We start from the raw sequence: 15,817 nt of genomic DNA, 5'->3' as shown, positions 1-15,817 counted from the left end.
AGATATTTATTCTGTCATTAGGCTGGTGGTTGGGTCTCAAATTGCGGGCAGTCGTCCCCTATCTGGTGCCAGGGGGCCTTGGAGCCGACGAAGATGTGAAAGCCCGGCTGCTGGCTCGGCGCCTCGTCCAATACCCCGAGCCGCAGGTTGATCTTGCCGCTGCTGCGCTTCTGGCTGAACAGGCTGGCGCCGCAGTGGCGGCAGAAGGCGAGGCTGGTCTCTTCTGATTTCTGGAAGCGGGCGATGGCATCGCCGCCCTTCACTATTTCCACCTTGTCCCCATCCAGCCCGCCCACGGAGGCGTAATCCGAGCCGGAGAATTTGCGGCACTCGCCGCAGTGGCAGTTGCCCATGTAATCGAAGCTGTCCGGCAGGCGCAGCTTGACGGCGCCGCACAGGCAGCTCGCATCTAGCATTCTCATCCCTTTCCCTCGTCTCTCAGGCCAGCTGGTCATCCTCGGCGCGAAACAGCACCTGCTTGCATCTGGCACAGGCCCACTCGCGCCTGAAGTCGGCAAGGTGCACCAGCCCGACTTCCAGCTGCTTGTGATGGCCGCAATGGTGGCAAAACAGGATCTCCCCGTCCACCGCCTCCGGGTGGGCGCTCAGGTACTGGGCCCGGGTCGGGACCTCTTCCCACTGGGTGGTGGGGACACGCTTGCGCTGGTGGCTGTAGTAGACCCAGTAGAACAGAAAGAACACGGTCAGGATGATAAAAGTCAGCAGATGATCCATCACAATTCCCCCTTTGCCGTCGTGGTCTTAGGATAAAAAATGATTCGAATGAATATCTTATAAGAACCGGCAGGGGGGAATTGTGATCCGCTTCGGGTTTTGGACCGGGGTCAGGGGGTCAGCCCGACCCGGTAGACGGGGCGAAAATCCCCATCCGACAGGGAGTGCTCCGGCGCGCTCAGGGGGGCGGTCAGAGTCAGGATGGGCGGACCCATGACGCGCGGACATCGGGTTTCACTGGCATCTGGCTGGCGGAGCAGGCAGAGAGCCTGGGCCACCGCGAGGCGACCCTGTTCGCGCATCTGATCGCTGTTGGCGGCGAGGATCTTGCCCCGCAGCAGGGCGCGCTGAACCCCATGGCTGAAGTAGATGGAGAGCACTTTGGGATGGTCGGCATGGTGCTGGGCCAGCTCGTTGACCGCCACCTCGGCGGCGATGGCGCCGCCGACCAGGTAGTCGAGGTCGGGATGGTGGACCAGCGTCTGCTGCACCAGGGTACGCTGGATCTCGCGGCTGTTGTCGCCGTGCGCCGTGGTCACCAGCCGGATGGCGCTGCCGCGGATGGCGTCGATGAAGCCGGATTCGATGAAGGAGGTGCCGCCCCTCGAATCCGGGCCCGGGAAGAGGGCGACGGTGACGGGAGTGCTATCTGCCGGGTGGCGCTCTGCCAGCCAGTGGCCGATGCGCCAGCCCATCTGGTACCAGGGCACGCCGACCTGGGCGATGGCGAGGCCGGGGGCGAGATCGTTGACCAGCCCGAACACCGGCAGCGGGGTCTGCTTGATGGCATTGGCAAGGCCGTCGTAACTGACCGCGCCGAGCAAGATGGCATCGCTCCCCTCATCCACGCACTGTTGCAACTGTTTGCGCTGCTCGGCCAGGGCGCCGTAGCCGCCCGCCTCGTGGATCCGCAGCCGGGCGCCGAGCCGCTTGGCTTCCTCCACCATGCCCTGGTTGACCGACAGCCAGTAGGCATCTCGCAGATGGGGGTAGAGGGCGCACAGGGTCAAGGGCTTGGCCAGCGGAGCTGGCGCCGGCCAGCTCAGTCTGGTCGGCTGGCCGGTGAAGGCGCCATCCGGCCAGTGATCCACCTCGAAGGCGACGGCGGGGCGAACCAGCAGGACTAGCAGAATGCACAGAGAGAGGCTTCGCATGGCAGAGGGTTTTGTTAAAGTGTGAGGCCGTATTATCCGGACAAAATCGACCATAACCAAGGGATCCCCCGTGAGAATGTTTTCCGGCCTGGGTGGCAAACTGCTGCTGGCCTTCTCCCTGATGGCCATGTTGACCCTGAGTGCCTCCCTGCTCGGCTGGGTTGGCCTCAATCGTCTGCGCCAGCTGGAGCAGGGGGTGCAGCAGACCCTGGCGGGCCAGGAGAGCGCCCGCACTCTGGCGCGCCTTGGCGGCGAGATCCAGAACGCCTCCCACCTGCTGGCCATGGCGGGCAGCGAAGCCGAGCGGGAACATCAGGGACGCCTGCTGACCCTGCTGGGTCAACAAATGCAGCAGGGACTGGAGCAACTCGGCACCGAGGGGGAGCTGGCGCAGTTGCACCGCCTCAGCCAGACCATCATCGGCAATCTCGGCCAGCAGGGCTGGCTGGTGGGGGAGCGGCTCACGCTCATGGCCGAAGGCGGGGCGCTGCGTACCCGGTTGGTGGAGGCCGCAGGGGAGGCGGCGGAGCTCGCCCGCAGCCAGATGGAGAACGCCGAAACCGTGATGGTGGCGGGCATGGGCTCCCTCTATCGGTTGCAGGGCAAACAGGCGGATGCCGCGCTGGATCGGCTGCTGGAACAGGATCTCGACTGGCTGGAGCAGATGACGGAGCTGCGTCACCGCACCCTGATGCAGCAGCAGCGCATCGAGGAGATCTGGCGCAGCGAACAGCAACCCGCCTTGCAGGAGCTGCAACAGGAGAGCCGCAAGGCCCTGGCCATCTTGCAACTGCGGGCGGGCGCGGTGACGGATCCCGGCCGCCGGGCCTCGGTGGAGCAGGCGCTGGCTTTGCTGGCACAGAGCGACAAGCTGGTGCAACTGCGCAGCGACTGGATAGGCAAAGGGGAGGCGCTGCGAGTGCTGGCCTCGGCCAACGAGGTGATGATGGGCAGCCTCAACCGCCAGGTCGACAGCCTGGTGGCGGGAACCCGGGAGGCCCTCAGCCAGAGTCAGCAAGTGCTGCGCGAGCAGTTGCAACTGCTGGCCAGCGCCCTGGTACTGATCGGCCTGCTCACCCTGGGCCTGCTGATCCTGCTGATGTGGCGCATGGTCTACGGCCGCATCGTCTGGCCATTGCAACACGCGGTGGAGGGGATGAGCCGGCTGGCGCACGGTGATCTGACCCCCCAGGCAACCGGCATGCACCAGGGCCAGGACGAGCTGGCCGAACTCGGCCGGGCCTTGCAGGTGTTTCGCGACAACGCCATCGAGCTAGGCCGCTATCAACGGGAGCTGGAGTCCCGGGTCGAGGAGCGCACCGGCCAGCTCAGCCATGCCAACCAGCGCCTCAACGAGGAGGTGGAGAAGCAGCGCCAGGCCAGGGATGAGGCGGAGCAGGCCAACCGGGCCAAGTCCGTCTTCCTCGCCACCATGAGCCACGAGATCCGCACTCCCATGAACGGCATCCTGGGGGGGCTCAGCCTGCTGGAAGATACCCGCTTAAACCCGGAACAGCAGCGCTATCTGGCCGCCATCGGCCACAGCGGCGAATCTTTGCTGGAGATCCTCAACGACATCCTCGATTACTCCAAGATTGAGGCGGGGCACGTGGAGGCGCGCCGGGAGCCCTTCCCGCTGCGGCAACTGGCGGAGGATCTCTGCACCCTGTTTCGGCCTAAGGCCGAGGCCAAGGGGCTGTGCCTCGAACTGAATTACGGTGACACCCTGCCTGCCGTGGTGGAGGGGGACATGGGCAAACTGCGCCAGGTGATCGGGAACCTGCTGGGCAACGGGGTCAAATTCACCCGCACGGGGCGCATCACCCTGTCCGTGATGCCGCTGGGGTGCGCCGGTCCCTGTGCCGAGCCCTGCATCGAGTTCGTGGTCGAGGATACCGGCCCCGGTATCCCGGCAGAGGAGCAGCAGGCGGTGTTCGAGGCGTTCCGCCAGCGCAAGCGGGATCTCGGCCATCAGGGGGGCACGGGGCTGGGTCTTGCCATCAGCCGACGGCTGGTGAGCGCCATGGGAGGGGAATTGCAGCTGAGCAGCCAGCCGGGGGAAGGTTGCCGGTTCAGCTTCAGCCTGCCGCTGCAACGCTCGGCGGCCCTGCTGCCCGCCGAGCCCCAGCCCGTCATGCTGAGTCAGCCCCGGCAGATCCTGCTGGTGGAGGACAACGAGATCAATCGCCTGGTGGCCCAGGGCATGCTGGCGCGCCTCGGCCACAGGGTCACCCTGGCGGAGGATGGACGCACGGCGCTGGCCTGGATCAGTGAGCGCCCCTTCGATCTGGCCCTGCTCGACATCAACCTGCCGGACATGGACGGCATCAGTCTGCGGGAGGATCTCGATGCCATCAGCGAGGAGGTCCATGGACGCCCCCTGCCTGCCATCGCGGTCTCGGCCCAGATGTATCCCGAAGATATTCGTCACTGCCTGGCTGCCGGCTTCGCCGACTTCGTGGGCAAGCCCATGCGGTTGGCAACCCTGGCCAGCGCCATCGCCCGTCAATGCAAGACAGGATCCGGCGAGTCAGCAAGGGAGACAGACCCCGCTTCGGACAATGGGGTGCTGGAGGCGGATCTGCCGGTGCTGGGTCTGCCGCGCATTCGCCAACTGGTCGCCCTGTTCGAGTCGCAAGGCGCCGAACTGGTGGCCGAACTGGCCATGAGCGAACCCGGTGAGGTGCATCGCCAGTTGGCCCACAAGCTCAAGGGCAGCGCCCTGGCGCTGGGATTGACCGAGTTTGCGGAGCGCTGCGCCGAGCTGGAAGCGGAGGAGGGGGATCCGCGCTCCCTGACCCCGGCATTCGAGGCGGCGATCCATGGATTGCGGCGCTGGCTGATGGCGAAAGCGGGGGCCACCGAGGGATGAAATTCGCCTTTAGTAACATGGATTCAACATTTTTTTAGGTGGTTGGACTGTCTCTTTGATCCCGCTCACGTTACAATGCCGCGGCCCACTTCACCTATCGCGCAAACGATTTTCAGGAGATATACGGATGTTGAAACGTGACATGACCATCGCCGGCTATGATCCAGAGCTGTGGCAGGCCATCACAGACGAGACCCGTCGTCAGGAAGAGCATATCGAGCTTATCGCGTCTGAGAACTACACCAGCCCCCGCGTCATGGAAGCCCAGGGCTCCCAGCTGACCAACAAGTACGCCGAAGGCTATCCGGCCAAGCGTTACTACGGTGGTTGCGAGTATGTGGACGTGGTCGAGACCCTGGCCATCGAGCGCGCCAAGGAACTGTTCGGCGCCACCTATGCCAACGTGCAGCCGCACTCCGGCTCCCAGGCCAACAGCGCCGTCTACATGGCCCTGCTGCAACCGGGCGACACCGTGCTCGGCATGAACCTGGCCCACGGCGGTCACCTGACCCACGGCGCCCCGGTGAACTTCTCCGGCAAGCTGTACAACATCATTCCCTACGGCATCGATGAGTCCGGCAAGATCGACTACGTCGAGATGGAGCGTCTGGCGGTTGAACACAAGCCGAAGATGATGATCGGCGGCTTCTCCGCTTATTCCGGCGTGGTTGACTGGGCCAAGATGCGCGAGATCGCCGACAAGGTCGGTGCTTATCTGTTCGTCGACATGGCTCACGTGGCCGGTCTCATCGCCGCTGGCGTCTACCCGAACCCCGTGCCCCATGCCCACGTGGTCACCTCCACCACCCACAAGACCCTGGCCGGTCCCCGTGGTGGCCTGATCCTCTCCGCCGCCGACGACGAAGATCTGTACAAGAAGCTGAACTCCGCCGTCTTCCCGGGTGGTCAGGGCGGCCCGCTGATGCACGTCATCGCCGGCAAGGCCGTGGCCTTCAAGGAAGCCCTCGAGCCCGAGTTCAAGACCTACCAGGCCCAGGTGGTGAAGAACGCCAAGGCGATGGCCGCCACCTTCATCGAGCGTGGCTACAAGATCGTCTCCGGCGGCACCGACAACCATCTGATGCTGGTGGATCTGATCGGTCGTGAGCTGACCGGCAAAGAGGCCGATGCGGCCCTCGGCAAAGCCAACATCACCGTCAACAAGAACGCGGTACCGAACGATCCACGCTCCCCCTTCGTGACCTCGGGTGTGCGTATCGGTACCCCGGCCATCACCCGTCGCGGTTTCAAGGAAGCCGAGTCCATCCAGCTGACCCATTGGATCTGCGATGTACTGGACAACCACGACAACGACGAAGTACTGGCCAACGTGCGCGAGCAGGTGCTGGATATCTGCCGTCGTCTGCCGGTCTATGCCTGATAAGCCAGTGTTTCTGGTATAAAACAATGCCACCCTCGGGTGGCATTGTTGTTGATAGGGGGGCGTCACCTGGGCGCCGTGCCCAGCCAGCCAAGAGAATCAGCCTATGCCCAATCAGACCTCGCTTAGCGATGACGACCTTGTCTCGTCCGTCCGCGCCCAGTATCACTTTCGCCCAAGCCCGGAGGGGCTGCTGGCCTGGGATGTGCGCCGGCTGATCAGGCTCGGCCGCGGGTTGCCGGTGCGAGCCCTGCCGCTGGCTCAGATAACGGAGCTGGACAAGGAGCACTGGTACGGTCACGGCAGCGAGGCGCCCACGGTGCGCAGCATCGCCCTGCATTGTCAGTTGATGCTGGCCGCCGATCTCGCCTATCCCATCATTCTCGACAGCGCGGGCCGGGTCATGGATGGCATGCATCGGGTCGGCAAGGCGCTGATGTTGGGGAACACGCACATCCACGCGGTGCAGTTTGCGCAGGATCCGGCGCCCGATTATGTGGATTGTGATCCCGACAGCCTGCCCTATGACGACTGAGTGCCTCGAACATGCCAATGCCACCCTCGGGTGGCATTGTTTTTTCTGGGCTTTTACCGGTTTTGGGTGGCCGTGTTACACTGGCAGGCCAAGATCCTGACCCGAGTGGCAGGTGTCCCTTAGTTTCCTGGAGTGTGCGCCGGAGGTCTGATGCATTGCCCGTTCTGTAGTGCCGTTGATACCAAGGTGATCGATTCCCGTCTGGTGGCGGAAGGCCATCAGGTGCGCCGCCGCCGCGAGTGTCTGCTCTGTCACGAGCGCTTCACTACCTTCGAGATGGCCGAACTGGTGATGCCCCGCATCATCAAGTCAAACGGCTCCCGCGAGCCCTTCAACGAGGAGAAGCTCAGGGGCGGCATTCTGCGGGCGCTGGAGAAGCGACCCGTGAGCATGGAGGCGATCGAGAAGGGGGTGAATCACATCAAGTCCCGCCTGCGCGCCACCGGCGAGCGGGAAGTGGCCTCCCAGCTGCTCGGCAACCTGGTGATGGACGAGCTCAAGAGCCTCGACAAGGTGGCCTATATCCGTTTCGCCTCCGTCTATCGCAGCTTCGAAGATATCCGCGAATTTGGTGAAGAGATTGCCAAGCTGGAGAAGTAAGCCAGCCACCCACCCACCCACAGAATGCGTTAGAACCCCTATTTTCTCGCGTTGAACGGGAGCCCAGATGTTTAGTCAAGACGATTATCAATGGATGAACCGGGCCCTCGAGCTGGCCCGCCGCGGTCGCTATACCACGGCCCCCAACCCCTGCGTCGGCGCCGTGCTGGTCAAGGCGGGCGTGGTGGTGGGAGAGGGCTGGCACCAGCGTGCCGGTGAACCCCACGCCGAGGTCTATGCCCTGCACGCCGCCGGGGAAGAGGCCCGTGGCGCTACCGCCTACGTGACCCTGGAGCCCTGCTCCCATCACGGCCGCACCCCGCCCTGCGCCGAGGCGCTGATCAAGGCCGGGGTGACCCGGGTGGTCGCCGCCATGGTGGATCCCAATCCCCAGGTGGGCGGGCGCGGCCTGCGCATGCTCTCCGAGGCGGGCATCAAGGCGGACTTCGGCCTGCTGAGCGCCGAGGCCGAGGCCCTGAATCCCGGCTTCTTCAAGCGGATGCGCACCGCCTTCCCTCAGGTGACGGTGAAGCTGGGTGCGAGCCTCGATGGTCGCACCGCCATGGCGAGCGGCGAGAGCCAGTGGATAACCGGCCCCCTGGCCCGCGCCGATGTGCAGCGCCTGCGTGCCCGCCACGACGCCGTCTTGTCGAGTGCCGAGACGGTGCTGACCGATGGTGCCTCGCTCAACGTGCGCTGGGACGAGCTGCCCCCCTCGGTGAAGGCGGTCTACCCGAAGGAAACCCTGCGCCAGCCGCTGCGGGTGGTTATCGACTCCCAGAACCGGCTGACCCCGGACTTGCCTCTGTTCAAGACCACGGGGCCCGTACTGCTGGCTCGTCACAAGGTGGACGGGGACTGGCCCGAGTGGGTGCAGCAGCTGGAGCTGCCGCTGCTCGACGGCAAGCTGGATCTGGTGAGCCTGTTCATGCTGCTGGCCAAGCGCAACATCAACTCCGTGCTGGTGGAGGCGGGGCCGCGCCTGTGCGGTGCCCTGCTCGGCAAGGGGCTGGTGGACGAACTGGTGCTCTATCAGGCGCCCAAGCTCCTGGGCGATGAGGGACGTGGTCTGTTCCACTTGCCCGAGTTGACCCGGCTGTTCCAGGCACCCAAGCTCAACCTCAAGGATGTGCGGCTGGTGGGGCAGGATATCCGCATCACGGCCAAAATTGCTTAACCAGCCGCCTGGCGCCGGCTCAAAAAGGTGCGGCGGGTGGCCGATTGAACCAGGCAATCCGCATCACGGGCAAGATTGCCTAGCCACGCGCTTCAAGGCTGGGTGGCCGTGTGAGGGCTATATCCTCACCACGACCACCTAGACCTGCGAGGCGCACTTTCCACATTTTCAGAGACGGGGTCAGGCCCCGTCATCAAGGTGATCTGCATGTTTACCGGAATTATCGAAGCCATGGGAACCCTGGCTGCCCTGCGTCGTCAGGGGGAGGACATGGCCCTCACCGTGCATGCCCCGACCCTGGACTTCAGTGACGTCAAGCTGGGCGACTCCATCGCCACCAACGGTGTCTGCCTGACCGTGGTGGCCCTCGGCGACAAGAGCTATACCGCCGACGTGTCGCTGGAAACCCTGTCCCGCACCGGTTTTGCCGAGGCCAAGGTGGGGGATGCGGTCAATCTGGAAAAAGCCCTGATGCCGACCTCCCGCCTCGGCGGCCATCTGGTCTCGGGCCACGTGGATGGCATCGGCGAGGTGAAGAGCAAGTCCGGCAGCGGCCGCGCCATCGAGTACTGGATTGCGGCACCGACCGATCTTGCCCGCTACATCGCCGAGAAGGGCTCCATCGCGGTGGATGGCATCAGCCTCACGGTCAACGCCGTAGAGGGCAATCTGTTCCGCCTCACCATAGTGCCCCACACCGCCCAGGAGACCACGATCGCGAACTGGAAGCCGGGCCATAAGGTGAACCTCGAGGTGGATCAGATAGCCCGCTATCTGGAGCGGCTGATGCAGGGCAGGGCCCAGGAACAGAGCGGCTCGACCCTGACCCTGGAAAAACTGGCCCAATCCGGCTTCTTGTAGGCAGTGCAAGTCTCTGTCTGGTTGAAAATGACAGTTGTACTTTGCTATGGATTCTCTGTTTTGCAGTTGAAGTTGCTGCTTGATGGCGGCGATTCAGTGGGGCTGGAGGGCCTTGGCAGGGAGCCCGGCCGCTCATGCACCGGCACACCTTGCTGATTGATGGGTCAAAACGGTTTTCTGTGATCCCGCTCAGGTTGAAACGGGGGCCGGTGCCCCCATCTAGAGCAGCATTACCCGAATCAAATCGAGCCCGCAGGCTCAATCCCGAAGCATGTTGATGGAGTAGCCCATGGCGCTGAGCACAACCCAGGAAATCATTGCCGATATCAAGGCTGGCAAGATGGTGATCCTGATGGATGACGAAGACAGGGAGAATGAAGGGGACCTCATCATGGCCGCCTCCTGTGTCCGCCCCGAGGATATCAACTTCATGGCCCGCTACGGCCGTGGCCTCATCTGCCTGACCCTGACCCGGGATCGCTGCAAGCAGCTGGCGCTGCCGCTGATGGTGGACCGCAACAATGCCCAGTTCTCCACCGCCTTCACCGTGACCATCGAAGCGGCCGAAGGGGTGACCACCGGCATCTCCGCCGCCGATCGCGCGGTGACCGTGCAGGCGGCAGTGGCGCCCGATGCCAAGGCCGCCGATCTGGTGCAGCCTGGCCACATCTTCCCGCTGATGGCGCAAGATGGCGGCGTGCTGACCCGGGCCGGCCACACCGAGGCGGGCTGCGATCTGGCGCGTCTTGCCGGTTACGAGGCGGCCTCCGTCATCGTCGAGATCCTCAACGAAGACGGCACCATGGCCCGTCGCCCGGATCTGGAAGTGTTTGCCGAACAGCACGGCATCAAGCTCGGCACCATCGCGGATCTCATCGAGTATCGCAACCAGCACGAGACCACGGTGGAGAAGGTGGCCGAGTGCAAGCTGCCCACCGAACATGGCGAGTTTGACCTCATCACCTTCCGCGACACCATCGACAACCAGGTCCATTTCGCCCTGAAGAAGGGGGAGATCCAGGCCGATGAGCCGACCCTGGTACGGGTGCACCTGCACGACGTGCTGAGCGATCTGCTGCTGACCGATCGCCACAGCGCCCGCAGCTGGCCGCTGGCGAAATCCATGGCCCGCATCGCCGACGAGGGCGGTGTGCTGGTTATCCTGGGGGCGGAGGCCGATGGCAACGAGCTGCTGACCCGGGTCAAGGCGTTCGAAGCCGCCGACAAGGGACTGGCACCGGAAGGGGCCAGGTGGCAGGGCACCTCGCGCCGGGTCGGCGTGGGTTCCCAGATCTTGAAGACCCTCGGCGTCGGCAAGATGCGCCTGCTGAGCTCACCGAAGAAGTATCACGCCCTCGGTGGCTTCGGCCTGGAAGTGGTGGAATACGTCGGCGAATAAGCGCGTTGGCGATTCGCCGATGCCAGCCCCGTGCCGAACGTCAGCCGGAAGGGGCGGGATGGGGCGGTGAATCCCCGGATGAGCGCCGCGAACGGATAAAACCTTCAATGCCTGCCCGCCTTGTGCGGGCATGGTTTTTTGTCGCGGGTCTGTTGTGCTAGAATGTGCGCACTTTTGGCCGCGGCCCCATTGACGGCCCCATTGATTGCACAGAGACAGGATTTCCAATGAAGATTATCGAAGGAAATATCGCCGCTCCCGAGGCGCGTGTTGCTATTGTCGTTGCCCGTTTCAACAGCTTCATCAATGACAGCCTGGTGAATGGCGCGCTGGACGTGCTCAAACGTCAAGGCCAGGTCCAGGAGAGCAATCTGACCCTGGTGCGCGTACCGGGTGCCGTTGAGATCCCCCTGGCGGCCAAGAAGCTGGCCAAGAGTGGTCAATATGACGCCATCGTCGCCCTCGGCACCGTCATCCGTGGCGGCACCTACCACTTCGAACTGGTGGCGAGCGAGAACGGCAAGGGCCTGGCCCAGGTGATGATGGAGTATGACATTCCCGTCGCCTTCGGCGTGCTGACCACAGAAAACATCGAACAAGCCATCGAGCGTGCCGGTACCAAGGCGGGTAACAAGGGTGCAGAGGCTGCGCTGAGCGCGCTCGAAATGATCAACGTCCTGAAACAGCTTTAAGGAATAAAACATTGAAACCGTCCGAGCGCCGTAAGGCCCGTCATTGCGCCACCCAGGCCATCTACCAGTGGCAGATGACCCAGGCCAACGTGGGCGACATCGAAGAGCAGTTCAAGATCGATCAGGACACCAAGGGTGTGGACCTGAACTATTTCCGCGATCTGCTGTTCGGGGTAGCCCTCCACTGCAACGAGCTGGACAAGGTGTTTGCACCTTTCCTCTCCCGTCCGCTGGAAGAAGTGGACATGGTGGACAAGGCGATCCTGCGTCTGGCGACCTACGAGCTGACCCGTCGCGATGATGTGCCGCCGCGCGTGGTGATCAACGAAGCGATCGAGCTGGCCAAAGCCTTCGCCGCCGATGACAGCCACAAGTTTGTCAACGGTGTTCTGGACAAGGTGATCAAGACGCTGCCAAAGCGTTGATCCGCTGTCCATCAGCCTTAAGAGAGGAGCCAGCCTAACCGCTGGCTTTTTACTGTATGGGTGAATTTGAGCTGATTGAGAAGTACTTCAAGGTCCCCCACGCCCGCAAGGATGTGGTGCTGGGCCCGGGAGATGATTGCGCCCTGCTGACCCTGCCTGCGGATACCATGCTTGCGGTAAGCACGGATACCTTGGTGAGCGGCGTCCACTTTTTCCCCGACATGGATCCGGTGGATCTCGGCTACAAGGCGCTGGCGGTCAACCTGTCCGATCTCGCTGCCATGGGCGCCGAGCCGCGCTGGGTCTCCATGGCCCTGACCCTGCCCGCCATCAACGAGGCCTGGGTCGCCGGTTTTGCCGAGGGATTCCTGGAACTCGCCGAGTACTACAACGTGGCCCTGGTGGGGGGAGACATGACCCGCGGGCCCCTCTCTATCACCGTCTCGGTGAAGGGATCCGTGCCCACCGGCCGCGCCCTGCTGCGCAGCGGCGCCAAGGCGGGGGACGGCATCTATGTGACCGGCACCCTGGGGGATGCGGCCCTCGCCCTTTCCCATCTGCTCGGCAAGCGGGTATTGAACGAGAACCAGCTGGCGGCCGTGCTGCCCAGGCTCGATCATCCCCATCCCCGCATCCTGGCGGGTCAGGCCCTGCGCGGGCTGGCAAACAGCGCGCTGGATCTCTCCGACGGCCTGGCCTCGGATCTCGGCCACATCCTCAAGGCCTCCGGCGTGCGGGCCCAGATCGATCTCAACCTGTTGCCCCTCTCACCGGTGTTGCAGGATGCGGTCTTTGCCGAGGCGGCCTGGCAACTGGCGCTGGCGGGTGGCGATGACTACGAGCTCTGCTTCACCGTGCCCCAGGAGCATCACGGTGCCCTGGACACGGCGCTGGCCAACTGCGGGGTCAAGTTTACCCGCATCGGCCGCATCCTGGCCGGGGAGCCTGGCATCGACTATCTGCTGGACGATCAACCGGTGGCGCTGGAGCTCAAGGGATGGGATCACTTCGCATGATGGCGTGGAACTGGGGCCGCCAGCTGGCGCCGACTGACTGGAATCGACAAGGATGATGATAAAACCCGAACTGAAACGGCTGAACCTGAGAAACCCGCGCCATCTGCTGGCGGTGGGCTTTGGCGCCGGGCTCTCTCCCTGGGCACCGGGCACCATGGGGACGCTGGTGGCAGTCCCGCTCTATTGGCTGGTGAGCGGGCTCTCCACCCCCTGGTTCATCGCCCTGCTGGCGGTGGGCTTCCTGGTGGGGATCTGGCTCTGTCAGGGAGCCACCGACGCCATCGGCATGCCGGATCACGGCGCCATCGTCTGGGACGAGGTGATTGGCTTTGGCGTCACAATGATAGCGGCCCCGGCCGGCTGGGCCTGGATACTGGCCGGTTTCGTGCTGTTTCGGCTGTTCGACGTGATCAAGCCCTGGCCCATCTCCTGGTTCGATCGCCGCATCCACGGCGGTCTTGGCATCATGCTGGACGATCTCATCGCCGGCCTGTTCGCCCTGTGCTGCATGCAGCTGTTGGCGTACTGGGTGCACTGACGGCCAAGGGGTGAATGCCTCAGCTCAAGGTCGCCTCGAGGGGGTAGACCGGCGAGCCCCTCGCTAGCGACGCAGGTCCGGCCATTGCCGGGCCTGCGTCGTTTTGTATGCAATCCCCTCGTTGACCCTTCGCCGAGCCTTTCCGGGGGCGGTGGAAGATGCTGCCTTCTCCCTATTTATCTCTGCTTATTTTTCCTTCATCCATATATGCTGCCGCCAAAAAATCATTTCACATAAATATTCACTACTCATTCGAGACTTGAATACTTGGGTGGCGTAGTGGATATGATTGGTTGTTATGATTTTGTTGACATTAAAATGATGCATTTTATGGCATTACCATCACAACATCTGGTAGTGTGATGTTTGTCGCTATTTTATACCTATGATGAAAGCGTTATCTGCGCAAAGTATTGCGAAATTGTATAACGGGATCATTTACACCCGCGGGCAAACCGACTAACTTACTCGCGGGTTATTCCAAAAAAATGCAAAAAACCCGCCCGGATCGCTGGTTTGACTGCCTCATGGATTGAGCGTTTTTCATGCAACACGAACACTCAAGATAACTGTCAAGGCACCACCAGCATCTGCGCTGATTTACGGACGAATTATTTGGGACGGATGTCCCCCGCAGAGGTAAACATGTCCTTGCTCGAAGTGAAAAACTTGCGGATCGAGTACCCCTCCCGCTACGGGGTGCTGGCCGCGGTGAAGGATCTCTCTTTTTCTGTCGAAAAGGGGGAGGTCGTCGGAGTGGTCGGTGAGTCAGGTGCCGGCAAATCCACCATCGGCAATGCCGTCATCGATCTGTTGAGCCCGCCCGGTCGCATCGCCCGTGGCGATATCTATCTCAACGGCGAACTCATCTCTGGCAAGAGCCAGAACGAGATGCGAGCCATCCGCGGCTCTCGCATCGGCTTCATCTTCCAGGATCCCATGACGTCCCTCAACCCGCTGTTCACCGTCGAACATCAGCTGGTTGAAACCATCCTGGCCAATACCGAACTCTCTCGCGAGGCCGCCCTTGCCAAGGCCCTCGAGTTGATGGCTGCGGTCGGGATCCCGCAACCGGAAGTACGCATCAAGCAGTACCCTCACCAGTTCTCCGGCGGCATGCGTCAGCGGGTGGTCATCGCCATCGCCCTCTCCGGCGATCCCGAGCTCATCATCGCCGATGAGCCGACCACGGCGCTGGACGTCTCCATTCAGGATCAGATCCTCCAGCTCATCCGCACCCTGTGCAAGGAGCGTCAGGTGGGTTGCATGCTGGTGACCCACGACATGGGCGTGGTCTCCAACGTCACTGACAAGGTGGCGGTCATGTATCGCGGGGATCTGGTGGAGTTCGGCACCACAGAACAGGTACTGGGGGCCCCGAACCATCCCTATACCCGCAGCCTCATCTCGGCGGTGCCCCGCTCCGATGTGAAGCTGGTGCGCTTCCCCCTGGTCTCCTACATCGAAGAGGCGGGTGCGGCGGATACCAGCATCGATCTCAAGACCCACTGGCTCGGCCAGAGTCAGGATGAGCGCGCCTATGAAGGGGCGCTGCTGCGGGTGGAGAACGTGGATCTGAGGTTCGTCACCAAGAACTCCATCTTCCCGAGCCGTCGCCAGTTCGTGCACGCCTGCAACAACATCAATTTCGAGATCTTCGAGGGCGAGACCTTCGGTCTGGTGGGGGAGTCCGGTTCCGGCAAGTCCACCATCGCCCGCGCCATCACCGGTCTCTATCCGCCTGATAGCGGCAACATCGTGTTCGAGGGCATCGATCTCACCGCCCTGAAAAGCGAGCATGCCCGTCGTCCGCTGCGCCGCCAGATGCAGATGGTGTTCCAGAACCCTTACTCGTCCATGAACCCGCGCATGAAGGTGCGTGACATCATCGCCGAGCCCATCCGCTTCCATAAGCTGGCGAGCAGCGAGAGCCAGATCGAGGGCATCGTCAGCGATCTGCTGGATCACGTGGGGCTGGGCCGCGGTGCCGGGGTCAAGTATCCCCACGAGTTCTCCGGTGGCCAGCGTCAGCGCATCTCCATTGCCCGTGCCTTGGCGACCCGCCCGCGCTTCCTCATCTGCGACGAGCCCACCTCGGCGCTGGACGTCTCGGTGCAGGCCCAGATCCTCAACCTGCTCAAAGACTTGCAGCAGGAACTCGGGCTCACCATGCTGTTCATCAGTCACGATTTGCCGGTCATCCGCCAGATGTGCGATCGCATCGGGGTGATGCGTCACGGTCATCTGGTGGAAGTGGCCGAGACCGAGAAACTCTTTACCAATGCCGAGCATGAGTACAGCCGCAAGCTGATTTCCCTCATGCCGGAATTTAAGGGAATGTCCCGCGAGGGGCTGGAGATCGCAAGCTAGGAAAGCCGAGTCAGGAAAAAGGCTTCGCCGATCTGTTTGTCAAAAAAAGTGTCAATAAAAAG

Annotated in this window: 15 protein-coding genes; 12 read left to right on the top strand and 3 right to left on the bottom strand. The window is 62.9% G+C overall.

Features of this window, described 5'->3' with window-relative positions; translation table 11 throughout:
- Window positions 1-17: 17 nt before the first annotated feature.
- From ABNP46_RS16205 to torT, 3 genes are all read right to left on the bottom strand, one after another.
- Entirely contained in the window at window positions 18-422 is a 405-nt protein-coding gene (locus tag ABNP46_RS16205) for a GFA family protein (RefSeq protein WP_349919213.1), read from the bottom strand.
- 16 nt (window positions 423-438) lie between these two features.
- Entirely contained in the window at window positions 439-735 is a 297-nt protein-coding gene (locus ABNP46_RS16200; RefSeq protein ID WP_349919211.1) for a hypothetical protein, read from the bottom strand.
- A 110-nt stretch (window positions 736-845) separates the two neighbouring features.
- On the bottom strand, window positions 846-1,889 hold the full coding sequence (gene torT / locus ABNP46_RS16195; RefSeq protein WP_349919210.1) for a TMAO reductase system periplasmic protein TorT: 1,044 nt from the start codon (window positions 1,887-1,889) through the stop codon (window positions 846-848).
- Between the two features lie 70 nt (window positions 1,890-1,959).
- On the opposite strand from torT, the gene torS reads away from it, so the two are divergent.
- The 12 genes from torS to ABNP46_RS16135 all read left to right on the top strand — a co-directional run bounded on the left by torS (window position 1,960) and on the right by ABNP46_RS16135 (window position 15,755).
- Window positions 1,960-4,761 (top strand): TMAO reductase system sensor histidine kinase/response regulator TorS, encoded by a 2,802-nt coding sequence (gene torS / locus ABNP46_RS16190; protein ID WP_349919209.1) that lies wholly within the window; start codon window positions 1,960-1,962, stop codon window positions 4,759-4,761.
- A 127-nt stretch (window positions 4,762-4,888) separates the two neighbouring features.
- Entirely contained in the window at window positions 4,889-6,142 is a 1,254-nt protein-coding gene (gene glyA, locus ABNP46_RS16185; RefSeq protein ID WP_349919207.1) for a serine hydroxymethyltransferase, read from the top strand.
- Window positions 6,143-6,248: 106 nt separating this feature from the next.
- Complete coding sequence (locus ABNP46_RS16180) at window positions 6,249-6,677, top strand: hypothetical protein (RefSeq protein WP_349919206.1); 429 nt, start codon at window positions 6,249-6,251, stop codon at window positions 6,675-6,677.
- 150 nt (window positions 6,678-6,827) lie between these two features.
- Entirely contained in the window at window positions 6,828-7,277 is a 450-nt protein-coding gene (nrdR, locus tag ABNP46_RS16175; protein ID WP_349919204.1) for a transcriptional regulator NrdR, read from the top strand.
- 67 nt (window positions 7,278-7,344) lie between these two features.
- Complete coding sequence (gene ribD / locus ABNP46_RS16170; RefSeq protein ID WP_349919202.1) at window positions 7,345-8,454, top strand: bifunctional diaminohydroxyphosphoribosylaminopyrimidine deaminase/5-amino-6-(5-phosphoribosylamino)uracil reductase RibD; 1,110 nt, start codon at window positions 7,345-7,347, stop codon at window positions 8,452-8,454.
- Window positions 8,455-8,661: 207 nt separating this feature from the next.
- Complete coding sequence (locus ABNP46_RS16165; protein WP_349919200.1) at window positions 8,662-9,315, top strand: riboflavin synthase; 654 nt, start codon at window positions 8,662-8,664, stop codon at window positions 9,313-9,315.
- A 289-nt stretch (window positions 9,316-9,604) separates the two neighbouring features.
- Entirely contained in the window at window positions 9,605-10,714 is a 1,110-nt protein-coding gene (gene ribBA / locus ABNP46_RS16160) for a bifunctional 3,4-dihydroxy-2-butanone-4-phosphate synthase/GTP cyclohydrolase II (protein ID WP_349919198.1), read from the top strand.
- Between the two features lie 227 nt (window positions 10,715-10,941).
- Window positions 10,942-11,406 (top strand): 6,7-dimethyl-8-ribityllumazine synthase, encoded by a 465-nt coding sequence (ribH, locus tag ABNP46_RS16155; protein ID WP_349919196.1) that lies wholly within the window; start codon window positions 10,942-10,944, stop codon window positions 11,404-11,406.
- Window positions 11,407-11,417: 11 nt separating this feature from the next.
- Window positions 11,418-11,831: a transcription antitermination factor NusB gene (gene nusB, locus ABNP46_RS16150; RefSeq protein WP_349919195.1), complete on the top strand. Its 414-nt coding sequence runs from the start codon at window positions 11,418-11,420 to the stop codon at window positions 11,829-11,831.
- Window positions 11,832-11,887: 56 nt separating this feature from the next.
- A complete protein-coding gene (gene thiL / locus ABNP46_RS16145) occupies window positions 11,888-12,847 on the top strand; it encodes a thiamine-phosphate kinase (protein WP_349919193.1) in 960 nt (319 codons plus the stop codon).
- Window positions 12,848-12,902: 55 nt separating this feature from the next.
- Window positions 12,903-13,385: a phosphatidylglycerophosphatase A family protein gene (locus ABNP46_RS16140; protein ID WP_349922521.1), complete on the top strand. Its 483-nt coding sequence runs from the start codon at window positions 12,903-12,905 to the stop codon at window positions 13,383-13,385.
- Between the two features lie 645 nt (window positions 13,386-14,030).
- On the top strand, window positions 14,031-15,755 hold the full coding sequence (locus tag ABNP46_RS16135) for an ABC transporter ATP-binding protein (protein WP_349919192.1): 1,725 nt from the start codon (window positions 14,031-14,033) through the stop codon (window positions 15,753-15,755).
- The last annotated feature ends 62 nt before the right edge of the window (window positions 15,756-15,817 follow it).

This window comes from Aeromonas veronii, assembly GCF_040215105.1.
In the GTDB taxonomy this organism is placed as follows: domain Bacteria; phylum Pseudomonadota; class Gammaproteobacteria; order Enterobacterales; family Aeromonadaceae; genus Aeromonas; species Aeromonas veronii_G.
The sequence above is the reverse complement of the archived record's forward strand: the minus strand, read 5'-3'. Positions and strand labels throughout refer to the sequence as shown.